We start from the raw sequence: 21,462 nt of genomic DNA, 5'->3' as shown, positions 1-21,462 counted from the left end.
GTCGACCTCAAGTGGGACGTGGATCCGATAGTCGAGACGGCGGGCAAGCAGGTCGATGCGGTCGACGGTCAGGAAGTTGATGAGAAAGCATGCATCGGCGGCAACCTCGAGAACCTCGCCGATCGCATCTTGCAGGTCCATTCATGCCTCGACCAGTTGAGGTCCAGCGTCCTCCAGGTCGAACAAGAGTCGGTCGATATCATCGGACGACATCTTCGCCTCGTGGCAGATCTCCCGGAACCGTCCGCCGCTGATCAAACTCGCCTGATACGCGTCGACCGCCAGCGAGAGCAGTCGACGATGGAAGCTCGGACCTTGTGGCTCCTGAAGTTCGTTTCGGATCTGATGGAGCACTCGAGTCAGCTCCTGCTGCCCGGCCAGTCTGGCCCGCTGATCGTCAGTCAGGTGACCCAGGTTCTGCAGCCGGTACAGGGCGGCGTCGTAGCTCACACCAAAGGCTGCGGCCAAGTCGGCAACATCGTTCGCTCCGAGAGTCTGCGGCTCGGTCGGTGCCTTTCCCCGCGCGGTAATAACCTGCTCGTCGTCGAAGATGCGCACCGTCCGACCGCTAGCGTCCTTGCCGAAGGACGCAAGGAACGATTGCACACCGTGCGTTGGAAGGAGGAATGACGCTGCAAACGCATTGGCGCGGACCTCGCGCAGATCAGTCCGGTTGTCGTCCTTGCTGACGTACGACTGCAGGTCTCGGTCAGCCAACACGTGACAGTACTCATGCGCGTAGGAGAACCGTTGGCGACGAAAATGATGCTCCTCGTTGATGAATATCGCGAGACCGAACCGAGGATGGAAGACCGAAAGCCCGGACACGTCATCGGGTAGGCCCAGCAGTGCGAGCTTGATGCCCTGCGACTGGAGGAGGTCGACCAGGGAGTGGGCTGGTTCGCCACCCAAACCGAGACGCCCTCGTTCGGATTCGGCGATGGCTTCGCCTTGACGAACGGCTTCCCAGCGGGACCTGGGTTGTGGGACGTCGTATCGGACGGGAAAGTTGGTGCCGCGATCGCTGCCGAGAAGTTCCTCGAGTTCGTCGTAGCGGCGGGATAGTTCGAGGCAGGCGCGCACGACCTCGGTGCGCACCGGGTCAGCGGTGAGCTGGTCAGCCCGGAAGAGCGACACGAGCGGATCGGCATCAGCCGGATCGAAGACGCCGGTCAGAAAGTCTCCGGGTTCACGGGCGTATAGCCCGGCAAGTCGGACTAGCTGGAGGCTGTTCGGCGCGCGCATGCCGCCTTCGATTTGAGCTACGGCGCCACGAGTCAGGCCGATCGCGGCGGCCGCATCGTCCTGGGTCAGTTCAGCGGTTTCGCGAGCTTCTCGCAATCTGCGTCCCAATTCCCCTGCGGTTATGTCCATCTACGTCCTCCGAACAGAATGGTGCACGTCGATACTAACGGACTGTGTTGCTGGACGTCACTCAACGTTAGTGGTACTATCGCCCACGACTTCTGGACGCACCGCTAGCAACCCTCGTGCCCGCGCTCAGTGGCACGCGTCGCCGGCATCAACGAATAGGAGAAAGCATGACCACCCAGAACGCCGCACCGTCTGCCCCCGCCGTCAACGTCACCATCATCGTCAACACGAAGCCCGTCGACATCTTGGGTCCCCGGGTGACCGGTCTCCAAATCAAAGAGGCGGCGATCGCGCAGGATTTGCAGATCACGCTGGACTTCTCGTTGAGTCAGATCCGACCGGGCGGGCGGCCGAAGGTCGTCGGTAACGACGATGTCGTGACGGTGAACAAGAACTCCGAATTCACCGCCGTCAACGACGACGACGACTCCTAGTGGCGGTGACACCGGAGGTGGGCGCTGCCATCGAGGAGATCGGGCAGGCGTACCCGCGCGCTACCCTGACTGTCCGGGAGGATGGTCAGGGCGGCGCCATCGTCATCGTCGATCCGGTCCCACTCGCGGGCCCCTACACGCAGGGCACCACGTGGATCGGCTTCCACGTGACCCATCTTCATCCGCCGGCGGATATCTACCCACACCATGTACGTGGCGACCTGAAGCGCCGTGATTCCGGGGGGCTCGGCTCTGGCACATCGGCAAGCTCCTTCGAAGGTCGGGCCACGATTCAACTCTCCCGCCGCAGTAATCGCCGTGACGCCTACACGGACACGGCGCTGCTCAAGATGGAGCGGGTGCTCGAGTGGCTAAGGCACAAGTGACCCCCTCATGGGCCGTGCGGATCGGTGATGAAGTCTTCCGCGATCTCCGCGACCATCTCTTTCCTGGGGACGGACGCCCGCATGCAGCCGCGCTCCTGGCGGGTGTGGCGCACACCAACGTCGGCACTCGGCTCCTGATTCGGAGGCTGATCCGGGCGACCGACGGTGTGGACTACAGTCCCGGGACCGGCGAGCGCGGGCATCATCGACTCACTGCCGACTTCGTCCGCGACGCCGTGCTGGAGGCGCAACGCGACGGCTTGGCTTACCTCGCCGCCCATGTTCACGGTGGGGCGGCTGACGAGGTCGGCTTCTCGCCCGATGACCTTCGCTCTCACGAGCGCGGGTACCCAGCGCTCCTCGACCTTCTCCAGGGCCGCCCGGTCGGGGCTCTCGTCTTCAGCGATGCCGCCGTCGCCGGCGATGTCTGGCTGCCCGGTGGCGAACGCGCGACGGTGAGCCATATGACCGTCGTCGGCGCTCGCCAGCAGATCTTCCGACCGCGACCGCTCCCGGCCTTGATTGCTGATCCGACATACGACCGCCAGGCCCGCATCTTCGGATCCGCAGGCCAAGACCTTCTACGATCGATGCGGATCGGCGTAATTGGCGCGGGCGGCATGGGGATGTTGCTCATCGAGTATCTATCCCGGCTCGGAGTCGGGAGCCTCGTCGTGATCGATCCGGATCGAGTCGACGAGACGAATCTGCCTCGTCTTCCAGGGGCTCGTGCGGGTGACGCCGTCCGGATCTTTGGGCATCCTCGCTGGCCCGTATGGCTGCGGCGTCTGGGCGCCAAGTTCGCCGCGCGGAAGGTCGATCTCGCTGCCCGTCTCGCTCGTGAATCGAACAGAGCCATCGAAGTCGAACGCATCTTCGATGATGTTCGGGAGCCTGCGGTCGCTTCCCGCCTTCGAGGCTGCGACTATCTATTGCTCGCTGCCAACTCCGACCAGGCGCGCCTAATTTTCAACGCGATCGTCCACCAGTATCTGATCCCCGGCGCTCAGGTTGGTGCCAAGGTTGAGGTTGATCCCGCCGACGGACACGTTCTGGCTGTTCACTCGATCGTGCGAACCGTGCTCCCGGCTCGAGGGTGTCTCTGGTGCAACGAGGTCATTTCGCCGATTCGTCTCGCGGAGGAATCGGCCGCGCCGGCGCAACGGCGACACCAACGGTACGTTGACGAGCCCGACGTTGTAGCCCCGAGCGTCCTGACACTCAATGCGACCGCGGCCGCAATTGCGGCGAACGACTTCCTGTTCACAGTGACTGGCATGACGTTGCCAGATGCTGCACCCGACTACGCACGAGTACGGCCGATGGAGAGGACTGTCGTCTTCGAGGAGCCTCGCTCAGACTCCGACTGTCCCGAGTGTTCTGCGAGTCACGGACGCTACGCACTCGGTGATCTCGGGCGCCGACTGCCGACATTCTTCAGGGAGGTGTGAGCGATCCGCGTCAAGTCCGTGGGGGCCGGGGCGATCGGGCGCTTTGACGGAAGACGGACTGCGCAACAAGTCAGCGATCCGAGCGACCAGGAGACCACCAGCAGGCGGGTGGATTGAAGGCAAGACACGCCCGACGGGTTTGGCATGAACAAAGGCTGCGCCTCGCGCACATCGGCGCCATGCCGTTTGGTAATGGCGGAGATGAGGGGGTTCGGGCCCGAGAGACGCAAGCGCGGGTCGGTCACTCGTTCACCGCAAGCGGCCCATCCGGGACCTCGATGAGGATGCGCCCGTCCTCGACCACGACCTCGTACATCGCCAGCGGCAGGTCGGCCGGCGGATCGAGCGCGTCACCGGTCCCGAGATCGAAGCGCGACAGGTGCAGGGCGCAGGTGAGCGAGCCGGCGGTGAGGAACCCGCGGTCGAGCTCGAAGTACTCGTGCGAGCAGATCCCCTGATACGCACCGAGCGTCCCGCCGCTGTTGACGATGAGGACGGGGTCCGTGCCGTCCACCCAGGCCATCTTCATCGTCCCGTCCGGGACCTCGTCGAGGGCGAGGAGGTCGACCCGCCTCATTCCCGCCTCACGCGGCGGACGCGGAGCCGCCTCATGTCCGCCTCACGCGGCGGACGCGGACCCGCCAGCTGCCCCCACCGAGCCCGCGGACGCCGTCCATTTCCCCTCGAGCAGCTCGCGGAGCCGCTCCTCTGCCGAGGCGAGCGGCACCCGGGCAACGACCGGCTCGAGGAAGCCGAGGACGATGTACTTCCTCGCCTCATCCGGCGGGATGCCACGGCTCTCGAGGTAGAAGAGCTGCGTCTCGTCGATCGGGCCGACGGACGACGAGTGGGCCGCCCGTCGGCAGTCCGGCTGGTCGATCTCGAGGCTCGGGATCGCGACGGCCCGGGTCCGCTTCGAGAGGTTCATCCCGAACTCGCCGAGGAAGCTGTCCGTCCCGACGGCGCTCTTCTCGATTGTGATGAGACCCTTCATGTAGCTTCGGGCACCGTCGAGGAGGACACCCTTCGAGAGCAGGTTGCCGGTCGTGTCGCGACCGAGGTGCCGGGTATACGAGGTGAGGTCGACGACCTGCTCGTCCGAGCCGAAGACGATCTCCACCTGCTCGACGGAGCTGCGGTCCCCCTCGAGCCGATTGTCCACCCGGCTCCGGACGACCCGACTCCCGAGCTGGGCGAGGGCCCAGCGGAGTGACGCTCCATCTCCGATGACGCCGTGCCGATGCTGGAAGGTCGTCACGCCGGTGGGCAGGTCCTGGATGCTCGCCACGGCGAGCTTCGCGCCCGCTTCGAGGGTCACCTCGAGCGTGCCGGTGAAGAGACTCTGCGGCACCGCCTCGCCGGCTGCGCAGACGATCGTCGGGCCGGACGGCACGAGCTCTTCGACGAGCGACGCTTCCGCACCGGCTCCGAGGCGGACGAGTGTCCGGGTGATGAGGGCCCGATCCGGCACGCCGGCGGCCCAGCGGAGGACGATCGGGCGAGCGAGGTGGACGCCGTCCGGCACCACGATCCGGACGCCCTGGCTCCAGCAAGCGCGGGTGAGCTGGGCGAGCTTGTCGTCCATGGGGAGGGACCGACCGCCGGCGAGCTCCGCCCGGAGCCCGTCGGGGTCGCGCCGAAGCGCCGCGCCGAACGTCTCGAGAACGACCCCTGCCGCCGTCGCCTCGGCGGACAGCTCGAGGACCGTCACGCCGTCCTCGCGCAGCTCGATCAGGGCGTCCGTGGCGTCGGTGGTCGTCGGACTCGATCCGGCGTCGGCCGGCCCTTCGGCCGTCGATGCGTACGGGCGAACGTCGGCAAGATCCGCCGACCGGAGGTCGATGTACGTCGTGTACAGCTGGTTCGTCTCGATCGGCAGCGCCGCGTACGAATCGGCCGCCGCCAGCCGGTCGGCGCGGAGCCACTCCGGCTCGCCGCGCTCGGAGGCGAGCACCGCGGCCACGTCCGCTGCGGAGAACGCGAACGGCAGATCCGCCGGCCCGCGGCGTTCGGGTCGAGGGCGTGCCGTGCCGCCGGCGCGCCGCGCGTTCGGTTCGGTCGTGGCCTCGACGGTTCCCTCGGTCGTCGGGGCCATCACCCGAGCGAGCCCTCCATCTCGAGCTTCACGAGCCGGTTGAACTCGATCGCGTACTCCATCGGGAGCTCCTTCGTGAAGACCTCGAGGAAGCCCTGGACGATGAGGTTCTGTGCCTCGTTCTCGGTCAGGCCGCGGCTCATGAGGTAGAAGACCTGGTCCGCGCTGATCTTCCCGACGGTGGCCTCGTGGGTCATCGTGGTGTCGTCTTCCTGGATGTCGATGTACGGGTACGTGTCGCTCCGGCTCTGGTCGTCGAGCATGAGTGCATCGCAGCGAACGCTCGCCACCACGCCCGTCGCACCGGGCAGGACCTTGAGCTGGCCGCGATACGTCGCGCGACCGCCGTCCTTGCTGACCGACTTGCTGACGATCCGGCTGCGGGTGTTCTTCGCGAGGTGGATCGCCTTGGCGCCGGTGTCCTGGTGCTGGCCCCGGCCGGCGACCGCGACGCTGATGATGTCGGCCGTCGCGCCTTCGCCACGAAGGTAGATGCTCGGGTACTTGACCGTCTTCCGCGAACCGGTGTTCGCGTCGATCCATTCGACTGTCGAATTCTCGTACGCGTGGGCTCGCTTCGTGACGAGGTTGTAGACGTCATTCGACCAGTTCTGGATCGTCGTATAGCGGACCTTGGAGCCGGGAAGCGCGACGACCTCCACGACGGCCGCGTGGAGCGAGTCCGTGGCGTAGATGGGTGCCGTACACCCTTCAATGTAGTGGACCTTGGCGCCCGGCTCGACGACGATGAGCGTCCGCTCGAACTGGCCGGTGTTCTCGCCGTTGATCCGGAAATACGCCTGCAGCGGGAGTGGAACCTCGACGCCCTTGGGGACGTAGACGAACGAGCCGCCGGACCAGACCGCGCTGTTGAGGGCCGCGAACTTGTTGTCCTCGGGCGGAACGATCGTGCCGAAGTAGCGGCGGACGATGTCCGGGTATTCCTTGAGGGCCTGATCCGTGCCCATGAAGACGACGCCGATCTTCGTCAGCTCCTCGCGGACCGAGTGGTAGACGACTTCGCTGTCGTACTGGGCGCCGACGCCGGCGAGGAACTTCCGCTCCGCTTCCGGGATGCCAAGCCGTTCGAACGTCGCCTTGATCTGCGCGGGGACGTCGTCCCACGACTTCTCTTCGCGCTCGGATGGCTTGCGGTAGTAGACGATCTTGTCGAAGTCGATCCGATCGAGCCCGTCCGTCCAGAGCGGCATCGGTCGCTGCAGGAAGTGCTCATAGGCCCGGAGTCGGAACTGACGCATCCAGTCCGGTTCGCCCTTGAGCGCGCTGATCTCCTCCACCGTGTCGCGCGTCAGGCCGCGCTTCGTCTCCGTGAGGTAGACGATGTCGTCGTGGAAGGCGAAGTCCTCACGCCGATCGAGGGTGGCATCTCTGGCTGCGGTCGAAGGCATCCCATCTCCCGAGGGTGAACCGTCGGTGTCGGCCGATCTCGGCCGACCGATCTGATCGATGTCGTAATTCCGAGTCAGATTATCGGGATTAACGGCCGAAGCGTCAACGATGGCGATATCGCAGAGGCGAGCCGCCGTGCGTCGTCCGCAACCGATCGGACGCGTCGACGAAACCGCCGGGTGCCAGGTCGTCGTATCGCCTCTGATGACCGCCGGCCGGAGTACCGGGATCGGACGGTCCAAGGAGGACCTCACCATCATGGATCGATCGATCATCCGGGTTCGGACGACGCTCGTCGGGCTCGCCGCCATGGCAGCCATCGTCGTCGGAGCCTGCTCGAGCGCGGCGACACCGGCGCCCGCCGCGTCTTCGGCCGTCGCGCCATCCGCGGCGACGAGCACCGCCCCGTCCGCCGCCGCCCCGTCGAGTGCCGCGACGGCCGTGCTCAGCGCCGCGACCGGTTCGGTGGGGCCCTATCTCACCGGAGCGAACGGGATGACGCTGTACACGTACAAGCCCGATGCCTCGAACCCCGGCAAGAGCGTCTGCACCGGTGGCTGTGCCGCCACGTGGCCACCGTTCGTGGTGCCGGCCGGCCAGAGCCCGACCGCCGGGGCCGGCGTGACCGGGTCGATCGCGACGATCGTCCGCGACGACAGTTCGACTCAGGTGACCTACAAGGGGCTGCCTGTCTACTACTTCACGGGCGATTCGGCCGCCGGTGACACGAAGGGCCAGGGCATCGGCGGCATCTGGTTCGTCGTGGCGCCGTAGCCGCGGCTGCGAGGCGTTCGATGCGACCATTCGTCGCCCCCGGACCGCCGCTACCATCGGCTCGATGCGACCGAGGACGAGCGCCGGCATCCTGCTCTACCGCCTGACGACAGGCTCGCTCGAGGTGCTCATCGGGCACCCGGGCGGGCCCTTCTTCGCGCGCCGCGACGAGGGCTCCTGGAGCATTCCGAAGGGCGAGGCCGAAGTCGGGGACGGAACCTCGCCGAGCGGCCCGGCGCTCGAAGGGGAGGATGAGGGCGGGCCATCGGTCGATCGGCTCCTCGCGGTCGCCCGACGGGAGTTCGCCGAGGAGACCGGTCACGCCGTGCCCCAGGGGCCGGTCGTGGCGCTCGGTTCGATCGTCCAGAAGGGCGGCAAGGTGGTTCACGCGTGGGCGGTCGAGGGCGATCTCGATGCCGCGACCGCTCGTTCGAACACCTTCGAGCTGGTCTGGCCGCCCGGCTCCGGCCTGGTCGTCGTGGTGCCCGAGCTCGATCGCGTCGCCTGGTTCGAGCCGGCGGAGGCCCGTCGTCGGTTGAAGGCGAGCCAGGTCCCGTTCGTGGACCGGCTCGCGGCGATCCTCGATGGGGCTGCGCCGGAGTCCGGCTCGACCGCGCGCTGAGGCTCGGTCGTGGGCTGAGGCTCGGGCGGGCCAAGCCATCGGCCGTCGATGCCGCAGAGCGCGGGTCGGTGGGAGCGCGCGGTCGGATCGGGCGGTCAGCTCGCCTGCGAGCGGCGGATCTCGGCGACGATGGCCGGCACGACCGTCCGGAGGTCGCCGATGACGGCGTAGGTCGCCTGGGCGACCATCGGTGCGTTCGGGTCCGCGTTGATGGCGAGGATCCGCTTCGCCGTGCGGGCACCCACCATGTGCTGGATGGCACCGCTGATGCCGCAGGCGATGTACAGCTCGGGGGCGATGCGGACGCCCGTCTGGCCGACCTGCTCCGCGTGTGGTCGCCAGCCGGCGCTCGTCACCGCCCGGGAGACGCCGACTGTGCCTCCGAGCAGCGCGGCGAGCTCGTCCAGGGCCGCGAATCCCTCCGCTCCCCCCACGCCACGTCCCCCGCCGACGACGACGCGGGCGTCCGTCAGCGAGACCCGGCTCGTGTCGGGAGCGACCCGGCGCATGACGCGGACTGCCAGATCGCGATCGGTGATCTCCGGTCGGAACGACACCACGGTCCCGCGCGCGCCGACGGGGGCCTCCTCGGCCCCGACCGCGTGCAGAGCGACCGTCAGCAGGTACGGGCTCCCGTGAAGGACCGCGTCTTCGAGCAGGCTGCCGCCCCATCGCTGGCGGGTCACCTGCCATGCGTCGTCGCCGGCGCCGGGCCGGATGTCGATGCAGTTCGCCGCGAGCGGCAGGCCCATGCGGGCGGCGAGGTGCGCGATGACCTCCGAGCCGCGATCGGTCGCCGCGGCGAGAACCGCAGTGGGCGCCAGGGAGCCGGCGAGCTGAACGAGCGCCATCCCCAGGGCCGCGGGCGCGTAGTCGGTGAGACGTGGGTGATCGATGGCGTGGATGGTGTCCACCCCGTGGAGGCCGAGGCGTGCGGCAGCGTCGCTCGCTCCGAGCCCGAACGCCACGACGTGGAGCGGGAGGCCGAGGCCAGCCGCGAGGCGCCGGCCGAGCGTGATCGCCTCGAGCGACGTTCGCTCGACCGACTCGCCGTCGTGCTCGACGAGGACGAGGATCATGCGATGAGCCCGAGCCGCCGGAGCAGGTCGACGACCCTCGGCGCCGCCTCGGGTCCGGTGCCGAGCACCTCTGCCGTCGTCTCCCACCGCTCGGGCAGGCGGAGCCGGATCGTCGACTGGCCACCCGGTCGGCGCGTCGGCGCGATCCGCTCGACCTCCCTCTTCCGCGCCCGCAGTCGCCCCGGCACGGACGGGTAACGGGGCAGGTTGATGCCCTCCCTGACGGACACGACCGCCGGCGTCGGGAGCTCGTAGATCTCCCAGCCGCCGTCCGCCTCGCGTCGAGCGGTGATCGCACCGCTGCCGATCTCGAGGCCCTTCACGCCCGTCACGCATGGGCGCTCGAGGGCGACGGCGACCCGGACCCCCACCTGGTAGTCGCCGCTATCGGCCGCCTCGTTGCCGAAGAGGATGAGATCGAACGGGCCGTCAGCTGCCTCGCGGCCACGGATCGCGTCGACGATCGCGGCGGCCGTCGCGACCGGATCCCATTCCCCACCGTCCGTCTCGAGGAGGACGGCCCGCTCGATGCCGAGGGCCATCGCATCGCGGAGCTGTTCCTCCGCCTCCCGCGCGCCGAGCGTGAGGACGGTCGAGCTCCCGCCGTTCGCCTCAACGATCCGGACGGCCTCCTCCACCGCGCACTCCTCGTGCGGGCTGACGGTGAAGCCGAGGAACCGGGTGTCGATCCCGAGCCCGTCCGGCGTGAGGTTGATCCGGTCGCCGGTCGCCGGGACTCGCTTGACGCAGACGAGGATGTTCACCGTCAGCTCCGGATCCGGAGGTTCTCGGGATCGAACAGTGGAGCGCTCCCGACGACGGCGACACGGACCGGATAGCGCTCCCCGAAATACTCGACGAGGAGGTCCGCGCCGATGGCGGCGACCTGCGGCGGGAGATACGCCATGAGGAGGTGCTTGCCGACCGACGGACCGGATCCGGCACTCGTCACGTACGACCGACGGCCCTTCGCATCGACGATCGGCTCGCCCACCGCCGAGAGGATCGGCTCGCGGCCGAGCATGTAGCGGGCGGTTCCGCTCGACGCCGAGTGCGGGTCCTCGAGGGTGAGCGTGCAGAGGATCGCGGCCGGCGGCCGACCGCGCTGCTCGAGGTATGCCGCCCGGCCGATGAAGTCGGCGTCCTTGACCGTCGGCCGGGCCATGCCCGCCTCGACGAGATCGAAGCCGAGCTCCAGCTCGGCACCGTGCGCCCGATACGATTTCTCGAGTCGCCCCGTTGTCCCGTAGGCGCCGATGCCGACCGGCACGACGCCGAACGGCCGGCCGGCGTCCCAGAGCGAATCCCAGAGCCTGGCGCCCTGCTCCATCGGCGCGTAGATCTCCCAGCCGAGTTCGCCGACATACGAGATCCGCGAGGCGAGGGCACCGACCGTCCCGATCCGGATGAAGCGGCACGTCCCGAACGGGAAGCCGGCGGGCGAGACGTCATCGTCCGTCGCGGCGGCGACGAGATCGCGAGCACGCGGGCCCCAGACACCGACCGTGCACCAGGCGGAGGTCGCGTCGAACAGCTGCGCCGATCCGTCCGCCGGCAGGTGGTCCACGAACCACTTCCGGTCGCGCATGCCACTGCCGCCACCGGTGACCACCCGGTAGTGGTCACGGCCAAGCCGCATGATCGTCAGATCAGCGAAGATGCCACCCGCCTCGTTGAGGAGCGGGGTGTAGATGACCCGGCCGACGGGGACGTCCGCCTGGCTGACGATGAGCCGCTGGATGCAGGCCATCGCGCCGGGGCCGGTCACGTCGAAGATCGCGAAGGCGGATAGGTCCACCATCCCGACCCGGTCGCGCATCGCGAGGTGCTCGGCGTTGATGATGGGCGACCACCAGCGCGACTCCCACTCCGCGGCCCTGGGGATGACCCGCTCCCCGTACTCGGCGAGCAGCGACTCGTTCAAGCCATACCAGTACGGCCGCTCCCAGCCCGCCGTCTCGAAGAACACGGCCCCAAGCTCGCGCTCACGGGCGTTGAACGGGCTGAGCCGGACGTCGCGGTTCGAGGCGTACTGCTCGGCAGGGTGGACGATGCCGTAGGTCTTGTTGAAGCCCTCGGCCGAGCGGGCGCGGATGTGGGTCGGCGTCCGCTGGTGGTCGTGGAAGCGGGCGATGTCGGTCGCGTGCGGGTCCACCTCGGGCTTCCCGTCGGTCATCCATTCGGCGAGCATCTTCGCGATCCCGGGCGCCTCCTTGATCCAGATGGCCGCCGCGGACCAGAGGCCCTTCACCTCCGGCGTCTCGCCGAGGATCGGGCCGCCGTCCGGCGTGAGCGAGAGGAGGCCGTTGATCGCGTGGCGGACGCCCACCCGCTCGTCGCCGACGATGTCCGGGACGAGTTCGAGGGCCTGTTCCATCTGCGGATCGAAATCGGCCTGGGTGAACGGCAGCTCCGTGGGCGAGAGGGCGGACGCCGCGATGGACGGGATGTCGTCGGCGTCCATGAGGATCGGCCGGTGGGCATACGAACCGATCTCGAGATCGCCGCCGTGCTGCCGCTCGTACATGTTCGTGTCCATATCCCGGACGATCGGGAAGCTGATCTCGCCGACGGTGTCGGCGAAGAGCGGGACGGGGCCGACGCTGATCATCTGGTGGACGGCAGGCGAGAGGGGGATCGTCGCGCCGGCCATCCGCGCGATCCGCGGACTCCAGACGCCGCAGGCGATGACGATCGTCTCTGTCGCGATGTCTCCGCGGTCCGTCCTGATCGCCCGGATCCGACCGTCGACCACGTCGATTCCGGTGACCTCCGTGAGGGCCGAAACGGTGAGCGCGCCGAGCTGCTCGGCGCGCTCACGCATGAGGGTCCCGGCGCGGAGCGAATCGACGACGCCGACGCCGGGCGTGGAGAAACCGCCGAGGACGATCTCCTCGTTGACGTACGGGACGAGCTCCCTGACCCGGGCCGGGCCGATGATCTCGGCGTCGATCCCCCACGACCGCGAGGACGCCATGCGGCGCTGCAGCTCGGCCATCCGCTCAGGTGTCCGGGCGACCTCGATGCCGCCGCTGCGGGTGAAGACGCCGAGCTCGACGTACTGGCGGACGCTGTCCACCGTGAGCTCCGTCATCTCCCGTGAATGGTCGGTGAGGAAGATGAAGTTCGAGGCGTGGCCAGTCGAGCCGCCGGGATTCGGCAGCGCACCCTTGTCGATGAGGACGATGTCCCGCCACCCGAGACGGGCCAGGTGCCAGGCCATGCTGTTGCCGACGATGCCGGCGCCGACGATGACGACCCGCGCCGCGCTCGGAAGCGTGCTCATGGGATCGGGATCCTCCTGACGTTCGTCGCCACGGCCGCGCGTGCGCGGCCGGACGCAACGCGATGGCCCGCATCCGTGGGGCCTGGGTGGTGGGTCGCGGGGAGAGTATACGGACTCGTCCCCCACGGGAGTCCCGCGATGCCCGCCCAGCACGGTCGTCGGGGCATGCGGGAACGGCTTGCAGCGGCCATCCCGGGTGTCGATACTGCGGACACGCTCGCTGGAGGCTGGATGAGGGTCTTCTTCGCAACCGACGTCCACGGTTCCGATATCTGCTGGCGCAAGTTTCTCAACGCCGGCGCATTCCACAAGGCAGACGTCCTCATCATGGGCGGCGACATGACCGGCAAGGCGATGGTGCCGATCATCAAGACGGACACCGGCTGGACGGTCACTCTCCAGGAGCAGGTCCACGATCTGCCGACCGAGGCGGATGTCGGGGCGATGGAGAAGCGGATCTCGGATCGCGGCTACTACCCGGTCCGGACGACCCGCGACGAGGTCCGGACGTGGGCGGACGACCCGACGCTCGTGGACACCCGGTTCAGGGCGGAGATCGTCCATGGCGTCGAGCGGTGGATGGCGCTCGCCGACGAGCGGCTCAAGGGCTCGTCGGTCCGCTGCATCGTCTCGCCCGCGAACGACGACATGTTCGAGATCGACCCGATCATCGAGCGGGCCGAACGGGTCGAGCTGGGCGAGGCGAACACGATCGCGCTCGACGGCCTCAACCTCATCTCGACGGGCTGGGCGAACCCCACGCCGTGGAACACCTTCCGCGAACTGCCCGAGGACGAGCTCCGCGAGCGGATCGACGGACTGGTCAGGGCGGTCCCGGATCCTGCCCGGTCCATCTTCAACTTCCACGCCCCGCCGTATGGCTCGAACCTGGACGCGGCGCCGAAGCTGGACGCGGACATGAAGTACGTCTCCGGCGGGCAGGCACTCGTCCCGGTCGGGTCGCACGCGGTCCGCGAGGCGATCCTCGCGTACGGGCCGGTCCTCTCGCTCCATGGCCACATCCACGAGGGCCGCGGCGCGGTGAAGCTCGGGAAGACGCTGGCGGTCAATCCGGGGAGTTCATACGAGGACGGGGTGCTCCAGGCGGCCATCGTCGACCTGGACACCAAGAAGGGCACGGTGAAGCGCTATCTGCTGATCAACGGCTGACCACCACCGAGCGGTTCCGCTGTCGGGGCGGGACTCGAAAGAGAGGGAAGCATGGCATCAGTTGGCCGCGACACACCGTCGCTGTTCCTCCGCAACGCGACCGGGCTCGTCAAGGGCTGGTCCGGGTTCGACGCGTTCGGCTACTCGTTCATGTCGGTGAACCTCGTCACCCTCGGCATGTTCTACAGCCTCGCCGTCTTCGCCTTCGTCCCGAACGGGTCGGTGCTGTCGTCCCTGCTCCTTTCCGGGGTGGTGATGACGTTCCTGTGCGTCACATATGCCGGGCTGATCGCGGTCATGCCGCGGGCCGGCGGCGACTACGTCTGGCAGACGCGAATCCTCGACGGGATCCCGGGCGCCGCGCTCGGCGCGCTCGTCGGTGGCGTCACGGTCTACTTCACGGCACAGGCGTTCGGGATCGGCGATACCGGCGCCCTTCTCGGTGGCGCGCTCGGTGTCGTCGGCGGCGCGGCACTCGGCTGGAAGCGCGGTGGGATCGGATTCGTCCTGTCCTCCACCGGCTGGTGGTTCATCCTCGCGCTCTGGGCGCCGATCTACGGCTTCATCCTCAAGATCGAAGTCGTCCAGCCGCTTGTCGTCCTCATGGGCTGGACCGACGGCTCGACGTTCTTCGCGTCCAATAACGGGACGTTTGCCGTCTCGCTGTTCACGATCGTCATCGCGTCGGGCGCCGTCGCACTCGGCATGGCCGGCTACGCCCGCGTCCAGAAGTGGTGCATCTGGATCGGCCTCGCCATCCTGGCGGTGATGTTCATCCTCATGCTCGCGTCGTCACAGGACGCCTTCCACGCGGCATTCGACAAAGCGAGCCAGAGCCTCTTCGGCGTCTCGGGCGCCTATCAGGGAACGATCGCCAACGCCGTCGCGAACGACGGTTTCGTGGCGGGCGGCTCGCCGCTCGACTTCGGGCTGAGCAGTGGCACGTTCCTGCTGCTGCCGCTCATGATGTTCTGGATCCTCTATCCGAACTGGGGTGCCACGCTGTACGGCGAGGTCCGCGGGGCGGGCGACTTCCGGAAGGTCCTCCGAGGGATGCTGGGCGGCCTGTGGGTCACGATCGGCCTCGCCGTCGTGTTCGTGCTCCTCGCCGCCAAGACGTTCGGATGGGACTTCTTCAATGCCTCGAACGAGAACTACGTCAACTACGCCTATGGTTACGTAACGGTGGCTCCGGCGATCCCGATCTGGGGCTATCCGCCGCTGCTGGCCTCGTTCCTCATCGACAGCCGCGTCGTCCAGATGATCATCGTGGTCCTGTTCGGAGCATGGTTCATCGGCTGGGCGGGCACCCTCTGGCTGTCGTCCACGCGGATGATCTTCGCCGCGGCCTTCGACCGGGTCCTGCCCGAGTGGGCCGCTCGAGTCTCGGATCGAGGCGTCCCGTGGATGGCGCTCCTGCTCATCATGGTCCCGGGCGTCATCCTGTCCTGGCTGTATGCCTACCAGGCCGGCTTCTCGGCGCTCACCCTCGATGCCTCGCTCGTCATCGCGGTGACGTTCTTCGGGACGTCGTTCGCCGCGACGATCCTGCCGTGGTGGAAGGCCGACTTGTACAACAAATCTCCCATCGCCCGCTACAAGCTGGCCGGCCTGCCGCTGATCAGCGTCGCCGGGGCGATCACCACGATCTTCCTCGGCTGGGTGGTCTACGAGTGGCTGTCCAACTCCCTGTATGGGATCGGGGTCGGCAACGCCCAGTCGATCAAGTTCCTGGGGATCGTGTACGGCCTCGCAGCTCTCGTCTGGGTCGTCGCCCGCCTTTACCGGCGTGCCCAGGGGATCGACCTCGACGCGATCCACGCGGAGATCCCGGCGGAGTAACCGCCCGGATCGACCGCGATCACCCAAGGACGGCCCGGTCATCCGACCGGGCCGTCCGCACGTCCGCCACGTCCGGCGATCAGCCGCCGAACCAGCGCGAGGGACGGGGCCGCGTGTTCTGGTAGATGTGCTTCGCCTCGCGGTACTCGTCGAGGCCGGTGGGGCCGAGCTCGCGGCCGATCCCCGACTGCTTGAAGCCGCCCCACTCCGCCTGCGGCAGGTACGGGTGATAGTCGTTGATCCAGATCGTGCCGTGGCGGAGACGCGTCGCCACCCGCTCGGCGCGCGATGCGTCGGCGGTCCACACGGCACCGGCAAGGCCGTACGTCGTGTCGTTGCCGATGGCGATCGCCTCCGCCTCCGTCCGGAACCGTTCGATCGTGAGGACCGGCCCGAAGATCTCCTCGCGGACGATCGTCATGTCCGCCCGACAGTCGGCGAAGACGGTGGGCCGGACGAAGAAACCGCGCTGGAGCTCGGGCTCGCTCGGCCGGTGTCCGCCGGCGACGAGCCGGGCGCCCTGCTCGATGCCGAGCGCGATGTACCGCTCCACCTTCGCGCGGTGGGCTTCGGAGATGAGCGGCCCGGCCTCGGTCGCCTCGTCGAAGCCGTCGCCGAGACGGATGCGCTCGGTCTGCCGCGCGACCTCGGCGACGAACTCGTCGTAGATCTCGTCCTGCACGATGGCCCGCGTCCCGGCCGAGCAGACCTGACCCGAGTGGACGAAGGCCGCCGTGAGGGCATTGTCGACGACGGTCTCGAAATCGGCGTCGGCGAAGACGACGTTCGGGCTCTTGCCGCCGAGCTCGAAGGCGAGCTTCTTCATGTTTCCGGCCGCCGCCCGCATGATGTCGCGCGCCGCGTCCAGGCCGCCGGTGAGCGAGATGAGCTCGACGTCCGGGCTCTCGGCGAGCGCGCGGCCGACCCGCTCGCCCGGCCCGAGGACGAGGTTCGCGACGCCCTGCGGGAGGCCCGCCTCCTCGAGGATCCGCATGAGGTGGATCGCCGTGAGCGGCGTGAGCTGGGCCGGCTTGACGATGAACGTGTCGCCGGCCGCGATCGCCGGGGCGACCTTCCAGCTCACCTGGAGGAGCGGGTAGTTCCACGGGCCGATGAGGGCGCATACGCCGACCGGTTCGTAGGCGATCCGGCTGATCGCGTTCGCGTCGCCCGTCGCGACGAGGCGACCGGCCTCCTTGTCCGCGAGCCCGCCGTAGTAGCGGAAGACGCGGACGACATCATCGACGTCCGCCAGTCCCTCGCGGAGGGCCTTGCCGGTATTGCTCGTCTCCGCCCGGCCGATCAACTCACGGTCGCGGACCAGGAGATCGGCGATCCGGTGGAGGAGGGCGCCGCGATCCGGAGCCGGCGTGGAGGACCAGTCGCCGGCATCGAAGGCGCGGCGCGCGGCCGCGATCGCCCGTTGGACGTCCGCGTCGTCGGCGACGTCGACCTCCGCGATGACGTGGCCGTCGAACGGCGAGACGACCGGGCTGGTGGACCCGGACGAGCCGGTCGTCCAGGCACCGTCGATGTAGAGGCTCGGCTGGTCGGTCGGCATGGGCGCCCTCGGATTGGGGTCATGGTCGCCGCGACGCTCGGCGCGGCCGGACGACGGGCAGTCCTCCGACCGAGGTCGCACCGGCGGGACGGGCGGTGCCACGTCGGCGTTCCGACTGAGCGTCGCTGACTGCAGTGCAAGCTTGGAGAGCCGGATGGGGGCCGTCAAGCTCGTCCCGTGCCGTGCCCCACCACGCGCCCAGCGTGACTCCCCGGTCGGTGCCGCCGTGTTCTGAACGCGGCTGACCCGTCCCCCGGTCGGATATCCGTCCCACAGATGGTAGGCCGTCACGGACGATGAGAATCCACCAGATATCCATGAGGCCGATGAGCGAGGCAGCGCCCGTGCAGCCGCGACCCGTCGGACGCCGTCTCGGCGTACTTACCATCTGTTGAGCCGATAAACGGCGGCCTGGCGATCGATGGCGGTCCGCGGACCATCAGCGGTCTGCCGATCATGGGCGGCGGTCGCCGCGAGGCCGGCGGTCGCCGCGACGGGTCCGAGCATCTACACTCTCGGCCGTGCCGGATCACGCCGCGACCCACGCCGCTGCGACCAACGACGCCCTGCCGGATCATCCCGCCCATCTCTGGCGCAACCCCGAACCCAGGCGGACGTACGACATCGTCATCGTCGGTGGCGGCGGACACGGCCTGGCGACCGCGTATTACCTGGCGAAGAACCACGGCATCACGAACGTCGCGGTCCTCGAGCGGGGCTGGCTGGCAGGCGGGAACATCGCCCGGAACACGGCGATCATCCGCAGCAACTACCCAGATGCACGGGTCCGGAGCCCCCTCGGCGGGATGGCCCTGTCCGGGCGGATCGCGCTGTCCGGAGGGATCGCCCTGCCTGGCGGCGCTCGCGAGGTCCCGTTCCTCAGCCAGATCGACCTGCGGGTGGACCCGACGGACGCCGTGTCGATGACGGCCGTCGCGGCGACCCTCGGGTTCACCGTGCCGACGGTGCCGGACTCCGTCGCCGGGATCGGCGACCTCCATGCCCTCTGGCTCGGGCCCGACGAATGGCTCGTTGTCGGCCGGCCGGGCCGCGCGCGCGAGCTCGAGGATCGGCTGCGGGCCGCGCTCTCGGTCCCTCGAGCTGATGCCGCAGCCGTTTCGGCGACGCTTGCGGTCGCCTCGGTCGTCGACATATCGGCGAACCGGACGACCATCGAGCTGGCCGGCTCGTCGGCACGCGAGCTCCTTGAAGCCGGCTGTCCGATCGACCTGCATCCGCGCGCCTTCGGCCCCGGTCGATGCGCCCAGACCCTGCTCGCTCGGGCGAACGTGATCGTCTGGCAGACCATCGACGAGCCGCTGTATCGACTCCTCGTCCGACCGTCCTTCGGGGCCTACGTCGCCGCCTGGCTGCTCGACGCCGCGAGCGGGATCTGATCCGTCGCGTCCCTGGACGGACTCCTTCCACGCACGGGGTGCGTATCTGACACGACCAGGCGAGACCTGACACGACCACGCGCGACCTGACACGACCAGGCGCGACCTGACACGACCAGGCGAACGCGCTCCGTCGTAGACTCCCGGCCATGAAGAGCCCGACTACCCGCATGCCGGTCGGATTCGTCGGCCACGGCAATCCGCTCAATGTCGCGATCAAGGAGCGGAGCGCACCGTGGCGCGCCTGGTCGAGCACGCTCCCTCGCCCGAGCGCCATCCTCACGGTTTCCGCTCACTGGCAGGACACTCCCGTGACGATCGGTCGGACGCGCGCTCACGACGAGCTGCTCTACGACTTCTACGGGTTTCCCGAGTACATGTACCGGATCGGCTATCCGGCACCCGGCGCGCCCGAGCTCGCCGACCGGGTCGAGGCGCTGCTCACCCCGCACACCGCGGTCGCCCGCGAAGATCGACCGATCGACCACGGGGCATGGGTGCCGCTCATCCACCTCTTCCCGGATGCGGACATCCCCGTCCTGCAGGTGTCGATGCCGCTGCCGATGAGCGAGGTCGAGCTGTACGACCTCGGCGCCGAGCTCTCGCCACTCCGCGACGAGGGCGTCTTCATCCTCGCGACCGGCAACCTCGTCCACGACCTCCGCCACGCGAACTTCGCCGCCGACGTAGAACCGCCGCCGTACGCCGCCGAGTTCGACCGCTGGGTCGCGACTGCGCTCCGGCGCCGCGACGATGCCGCCCTCGCCGGCTGGATGGACGCCGCGCCCGACCCACTTCGCAACCATCCGAGCGCCGAGCACTATCGACCGCTGCTCGTCGCGGCCGGCGCCGCTCGACGGGAGGAGGTCGTCTTCCCGGTCGAGGGGTTCGAGCACGGGACCATCGCCCGGCGCTGCGTCCAGTTCGACTGACGGCCCCCGGCGCGGGCGTGTCGACCCGTCAGCCGGACCCGGATCGACCCGACATCTGGCGGAGTCGGCCGGACACGCGCGCCGCCGCCTTCATCACGAGGACGGCGATCCGCTCCTCCCCGCCGGCCGGAGGGAATCGATACGACGGGCCGTGGACGTGGACCGCCGCGACGACCTCGCCGGAACGATCGGCGACGGCCGCCGCCACCGAATCGATCCCGTCGGAGAACTCCTCGTGGACCCAGGCATACCCGTCGAGCTGGATCCGACGGAGCCGTTCCCGGACGGCTGCGGGATCGACGAGGGTCCGTGACGTGAACCGCTCGAGCGGGTGCGCGAGATAGCGATCGAGCGCCGCCGGCGACGCGTGCGCGAGGAGGACCAGGCCTGACGGGACGGCGTGCATCGGGACCCGCGTGCCGGACCAGTCGCGGACCTGGACCGGGTTGGGCGGCGTCACCTGGTCGACATAGTGGACGAGCTGGCCGTCGCCGACCCCGAGGCCGGCGGCCTCGCCGACGTCCGCGGCGAGCGTCTCGAGGTCCGGGTGGGCCACTGCCACCAGCGTCGCGACGGGTCGGAGACTCGCCCCGAGCGTCGCCAGCCGCCCACCGAGTCGATAGCGTGGATCGCCGGGTGCCTGCTCGACGGCCTCCTCCGTCGCGAGCGCGGACAGGAGCCGCGCAACGGTGCTCTTGGGAAGGCGGATGCGCTCCGCGAGCTCCGTCACGCCGACCGGGCCGTCGGAGAGGGCACCAAGCACGGCGAACGCCCGCTCGATCGACTGGACTCTGGACATCGGCCTCCCCGGTGGGCTACGCTGCGCGTCACACGCGTTCCATCATACGGCACCGTTCCGCATCGTGGAATACGAGACGGGAAGCGTCGCGGAACCCGCGACCCCGGATGGGCGCTCCGGCACACGGAGGATTCGGCGGCACATGGCGCAGGACGACCAGGACCTCAATCTCGCGAGCCTCTCCGACGAGGAGCTCACCGAGCAGATGCACAACGATCTCTACGACGGCATGGCTGCCGAGATCGTCATCGGCACGAACATCCTCCTCGGCCGGGGTTGGGGCCCGGACCGCGTCCTCAATGAGGCGCTGGTCGAGGGGATGCGGATCGTCGGCATCGACTTTCGAGACGGGATCCTCTTCGTGCCCGAGGTCCTCCTCGCCGCGAACGCGATGAAGTCCGGCATGGCCATCCTCCGTCCGCTCCTCGCCGAGACCGGTGCGAAGCCGGTCGGCAAGGTCGTCATCGGGACCGTCAAGGGCGACATCCACGACATCGGCAAGAACCTCGTGGCGATGATGCTCGAGGGTGCCGGCTTCGAGGTGTTCGACCTCGGCATCAACACGGACGCCGAGAAGTTCCTCGCCGCTCTCGACGAACACCATCCGGACATCCTCGGCATGTCCGCCCTCCTCACGACGACGATGCCGTACATGAAGGTCGTCATCGAGGCGCTCAAGTCGCGCGGCATCCGCGACGACTACATCGTCCTCGTCGGCGGGGCGCCGCTGAACGAGGAGTTCGGGATGGCCGTCGGGGCGGACGCGTACTGCCGCGACGCGGCGGTGGCGGCCGAGACGGCCCGCGCCCTCATCGAGAAGAAGCGTGCCAACCTCGCCTGAGCCCGTCGC

The 21,462-nt window shown here is 68.6% G+C and carries 20 protein-coding genes and 1 pseudogene; 11 read left to right on the top strand and 10 right to left on the bottom strand.

Going from position 1 to position 21,462, the window contains the following annotated elements; all coding sequences use genetic code 11:
• Together IVW53_07310 and IVW53_07305 are read right to left on the bottom strand one after the other, a co-directional pair.
• A partial coding sequence (locus IVW53_07310; protein ID MBF6605376.1) for a hypothetical protein occupies positions 1-141 on the bottom strand: 141 nt, incomplete at its 3' end.
• On the bottom strand, positions 142-1,374 hold the full coding sequence (locus IVW53_07305) for an ImmA/IrrE family metallo-endopeptidase (GenBank protein ID MBF6605375.1): 1,233 nt from the start codon (positions 1,372-1,374) through the stop codon (positions 142-144).
• 167 nt (positions 1,375-1,541) lie between these two features.
• Between IVW53_07305 and IVW53_07300 the strand changes: the two genes are divergently transcribed.
• Genes IVW53_07300 through IVW53_07290 form a run of 3 tightly spaced genes read left to right on the top strand, consistent with a single transcriptional unit; the run spans position 1,542 to position 3,645 of the window.
• Complete coding sequence (locus IVW53_07300) at positions 1,542-1,808, top strand: multiubiquitin domain-containing protein (GenBank protein ID MBF6605374.1); 267 nt, start codon at positions 1,542-1,544, stop codon at positions 1,806-1,808.
• Between the two features lie 5 nt (positions 1,809-1,813).
• Positions 1,814-2,194 (top strand): hypothetical protein, encoded by a 381-nt coding sequence (locus IVW53_07295; GenBank protein MBF6605373.1) that lies wholly within the window; start codon positions 1,814-1,816, stop codon positions 2,192-2,194.
• Positions 2,191-3,645 carry a ThiF family adenylyltransferase gene (locus IVW53_07290; protein ID MBF6605372.1) on the top strand — a complete coding sequence of 485 codons (1,455 nt, stop codon included), beginning with the start codon at positions 2,191-2,193 and terminating at the stop codon, positions 3,643-3,645. The genes IVW53_07295 and IVW53_07290 overlap by 4 nt, the downstream gene beginning before the upstream one ends.
• Before the next feature lie 241 nt (positions 3,646-3,886).
• Here IVW53_07290 and IVW53_07285 read toward each other — a convergent pair whose 3' ends face one another.
• Genes IVW53_07285 through sufB form a run of 3 tightly spaced genes read right to left on the bottom strand, consistent with a single transcriptional unit; the run spans position 3,887 to position 7,149 of the window.
• Positions 3,887-4,222: a Rieske 2Fe-2S domain-containing protein gene (locus IVW53_07285; GenBank protein ID MBF6605371.1), complete on the bottom strand. Its 336-nt coding sequence runs from the start codon at positions 4,220-4,222 to the stop codon at positions 3,887-3,889.
• A gap of 42 nt (positions 4,223-4,264) precedes the next feature.
• On the bottom strand, positions 4,265-5,740 hold the full coding sequence (locus IVW53_07280; protein MBF6605370.1) for a SufD family Fe-S cluster assembly protein: 1,476 nt from the start codon (positions 5,738-5,740) through the stop codon (positions 4,265-4,267).
• Positions 5,740-7,149, bottom strand: coding sequence for a Fe-S cluster assembly protein SufB (gene sufB / locus IVW53_07275; GenBank protein ID MBF6605369.1), 1,410 nt, complete (start codon positions 7,147-7,149; stop codon positions 5,740-5,742). Before sufB ends, IVW53_07280 begins: the two co-directional genes overlap by 1 nt.
• Before the next feature lie 259 nt (positions 7,150-7,408).
• Here sufB and IVW53_07270 point away from each other — a divergent pair, with 259 nt between their 5' ends.
• Positions 7,409-7,924: a hypothetical protein gene (locus tag IVW53_07270; protein MBF6605368.1), complete on the top strand. Its 516-nt coding sequence runs from the start codon at positions 7,409-7,411 to the stop codon at positions 7,922-7,924.
• Positions 7,925-7,988: 64 nt separating this feature from the next.
• Entirely contained in the window at positions 7,989-8,546 is a 558-nt protein-coding gene (locus IVW53_07265; GenBank protein ID MBF6605367.1) for a hypothetical protein, read from the top strand.
• A gap of 95 nt (positions 8,547-8,641) precedes the next feature.
• Here the strand turns inward: IVW53_07265 and IVW53_07260 are convergent, their stop codons facing one another.
• Genes IVW53_07260 through IVW53_07250 form a run of 3 tightly spaced genes read right to left on the bottom strand, consistent with a single transcriptional unit; the run spans position 8,642 to position 12,911 of the window.
• Positions 8,642-9,625, bottom strand: coding sequence for an electron transfer flavoprotein subunit alpha/FixB family protein (locus tag IVW53_07260; protein ID MBF6605366.1), 984 nt, complete (start codon positions 9,623-9,625; stop codon positions 8,642-8,644).
• Complete coding sequence (locus tag IVW53_07255) at positions 9,622-10,389, bottom strand: electron transfer flavoprotein subunit beta/FixA family protein (protein MBF6605365.1); 768 nt, start codon at positions 10,387-10,389, stop codon at positions 9,622-9,624. The genes IVW53_07260 and IVW53_07255 overlap by 4 nt, the downstream gene beginning before the upstream one ends.
• A gap of 2 nt (positions 10,390-10,391) precedes the next feature.
• Positions 10,392-12,911, bottom strand: coding sequence for an FAD-dependent oxidoreductase (locus IVW53_07250; GenBank protein MBF6605364.1), 2,520 nt, complete (start codon positions 12,909-12,911; stop codon positions 10,392-10,394).
• A gap of 138 nt (positions 12,912-13,049) precedes the next feature.
• Between IVW53_07250 and IVW53_07245 the strand changes: the two genes are divergently transcribed.
• Positions 13,050-14,081, top strand: coding sequence for a metallophosphoesterase (locus IVW53_07245; protein MBF6605363.1), 1,032 nt, complete (start codon positions 13,050-13,052; stop codon positions 14,079-14,081).
• 51 nt (positions 14,082-14,132) lie between these two features.
• A complete protein-coding gene (locus IVW53_07240) occupies positions 14,133-15,923 on the top strand; it encodes an amino acid permease (GenBank protein MBF6605362.1) in 1,791 nt (596 codons plus the stop codon).
• 79 nt (positions 15,924-16,002) lie between these two features.
• Here the strand turns inward: IVW53_07240 and IVW53_07235 are convergent, their stop codons facing one another.
• Positions 16,003-17,484: an aldehyde dehydrogenase family protein gene (locus tag IVW53_07235; protein ID MBF6605361.1), complete on the bottom strand. Its 1,482-nt coding sequence runs from the start codon at positions 17,482-17,484 to the stop codon at positions 16,003-16,005.
• Between the two features lie 566 nt (positions 17,485-18,050).
• On the opposite strand from IVW53_07235, the pseudogene IVW53_07230 reads away from it, so the two are divergent.
• The 3 genes and pseudogenes from IVW53_07230 (at position 18,051) to IVW53_07220 (ending at position 19,813) form a co-directional block, all read left to right on the top strand.
• Positions 18,051-18,257: pseudogene (locus IVW53_07230) on the top strand (FAD-dependent oxidoreductase).
• A gap of 33 nt (positions 18,258-18,290) precedes the next feature.
• On the top strand, positions 18,291-18,881 hold the full coding sequence (locus IVW53_07225; protein MBF6605360.1) for a sarcosine oxidase subunit gamma: 591 nt from the start codon (positions 18,291-18,293) through the stop codon (positions 18,879-18,881).
• Between the two features lie 149 nt (positions 18,882-19,030).
• Positions 19,031-19,813: a dioxygenase gene (locus IVW53_07220; GenBank protein ID MBF6605359.1), complete on the top strand. Its 783-nt coding sequence runs from the start codon at positions 19,031-19,033 to the stop codon at positions 19,811-19,813.
• A gap of 28 nt (positions 19,814-19,841) precedes the next feature.
• Here IVW53_07220 and IVW53_07215 read toward each other — a convergent pair whose 3' ends face one another.
• Positions 19,842-20,612: an IclR family transcriptional regulator gene (locus tag IVW53_07215; GenBank protein ID MBF6605358.1), complete on the bottom strand. Its 771-nt coding sequence runs from the start codon at positions 20,610-20,612 to the stop codon at positions 19,842-19,844.
• Positions 20,613-20,754: 142 nt separating this feature from the next.
• Between IVW53_07215 and IVW53_07210 the strand changes: the two genes are divergently transcribed.
• Positions 20,755-21,453, top strand: coding sequence for a corrinoid protein (locus IVW53_07210; protein ID MBF6605357.1), 699 nt, complete (start codon positions 20,755-20,757; stop codon positions 21,451-21,453).
• Positions 21,454-21,462: the final 9 nt, after the last annotated feature.

It is taken from the genome of Chloroflexota bacterium, assembly GCA_015478725.1.
Lineage (GTDB): Bacteria > Chloroflexota > Limnocylindria > Limnocylindrales > CSP1-4 > C-114.
The sequence above is the reverse complement of the archived record's forward strand: the minus strand, read 5'-3'. Positions and strand labels throughout refer to the sequence as shown.

Excerpts from the sequence above, each read along its gene's own strand:
- IVW53_07235 (MBF6605361.1), bottom strand. The coding sequence starts at position 17,484 with ATGCCGACCGACCAGCCGAGCCTCTACATCGACGGTGCCTGGACGACC.
- IVW53_07245 (MBF6605363.1), top strand. The coding sequence starts at position 13,050 with ATGCCCGCCCAGCACGGTCGTCGGGGCATGCGGGAACGGCTTGCAGCG.
- IVW53_07265 (MBF6605367.1), top strand. The coding sequence starts at position 7,989 with ATGCGACCGAGGACGAGCGCCGGCATCCTGCTCTACCGCCTGACGACA.
- IVW53_07225 (MBF6605360.1), top strand. The coding sequence starts at position 18,291 with ATGGCCCTGTCCGGGCGGATCGCGCTGTCCGGAGGGATCGCCCTGCCT.
- IVW53_07280 (MBF6605370.1), bottom strand. The coding sequence starts at position 5,740 with ATGGCCCCGACGACCGAGGGAACCGTCGAGGCCACGACCGAACCGAAC.
- IVW53_07305 (MBF6605375.1), bottom strand. The coding sequence starts at position 1,374 with ATGGACATAACCGCAGGGGAATTGGGACGCAGATTGCGAGAAGCTCGC.
- IVW53_07250 (MBF6605364.1), bottom strand. The coding sequence starts at position 12,911 with ATGAGCACGCTTCCGAGCGCGGCGCGGGTCGTCATCGTCGGCGCCGGC.
- IVW53_07285 (MBF6605371.1), bottom strand. The coding sequence starts at position 4,222 with ATGAGGCGGGTCGACCTCCTCGCCCTCGACGAGGTCCCGGACGGGACG.
- IVW53_07270 (MBF6605368.1), top strand. The coding sequence starts at position 7,409 with ATGGATCGATCGATCATCCGGGTTCGGACGACGCTCGTCGGGCTCGCC.
- IVW53_07215 (MBF6605358.1), bottom strand. The coding sequence starts at position 20,612 with ATGTCCAGAGTCCAGTCGATCGAGCGGGCGTTCGCCGTGCTTGGTGCC.
- IVW53_07220 (MBF6605359.1), top strand. The coding sequence starts at position 19,031 with ATGAAGAGCCCGACTACCCGCATGCCGGTCGGATTCGTCGGCCACGGC.
- IVW53_07210 (MBF6605357.1), top strand. The coding sequence starts at position 20,755 with ATGGCGCAGGACGACCAGGACCTCAATCTCGCGAGCCTCTCCGACGAG.
- IVW53_07240 (MBF6605362.1), top strand. The coding sequence starts at position 14,133 with ATGGCATCAGTTGGCCGCGACACACCGTCGCTGTTCCTCCGCAACGCG.
- IVW53_07260 (MBF6605366.1), bottom strand. The coding sequence starts at position 9,625 with ATGATCCTCGTCCTCGTCGAGCACGACGGCGAGTCGGTCGAGCGAACG.
- IVW53_07300 (MBF6605374.1), top strand. The coding sequence starts at position 1,542 with ATGACCACCCAGAACGCCGCACCGTCTGCCCCCGCCGTCAACGTCACC.
- sufB (MBF6605369.1), bottom strand. The coding sequence starts at position 7,149 with ATGCCTTCGACCGCAGCCAGAGATGCCACCCTCGATCGGCGTGAGGAC.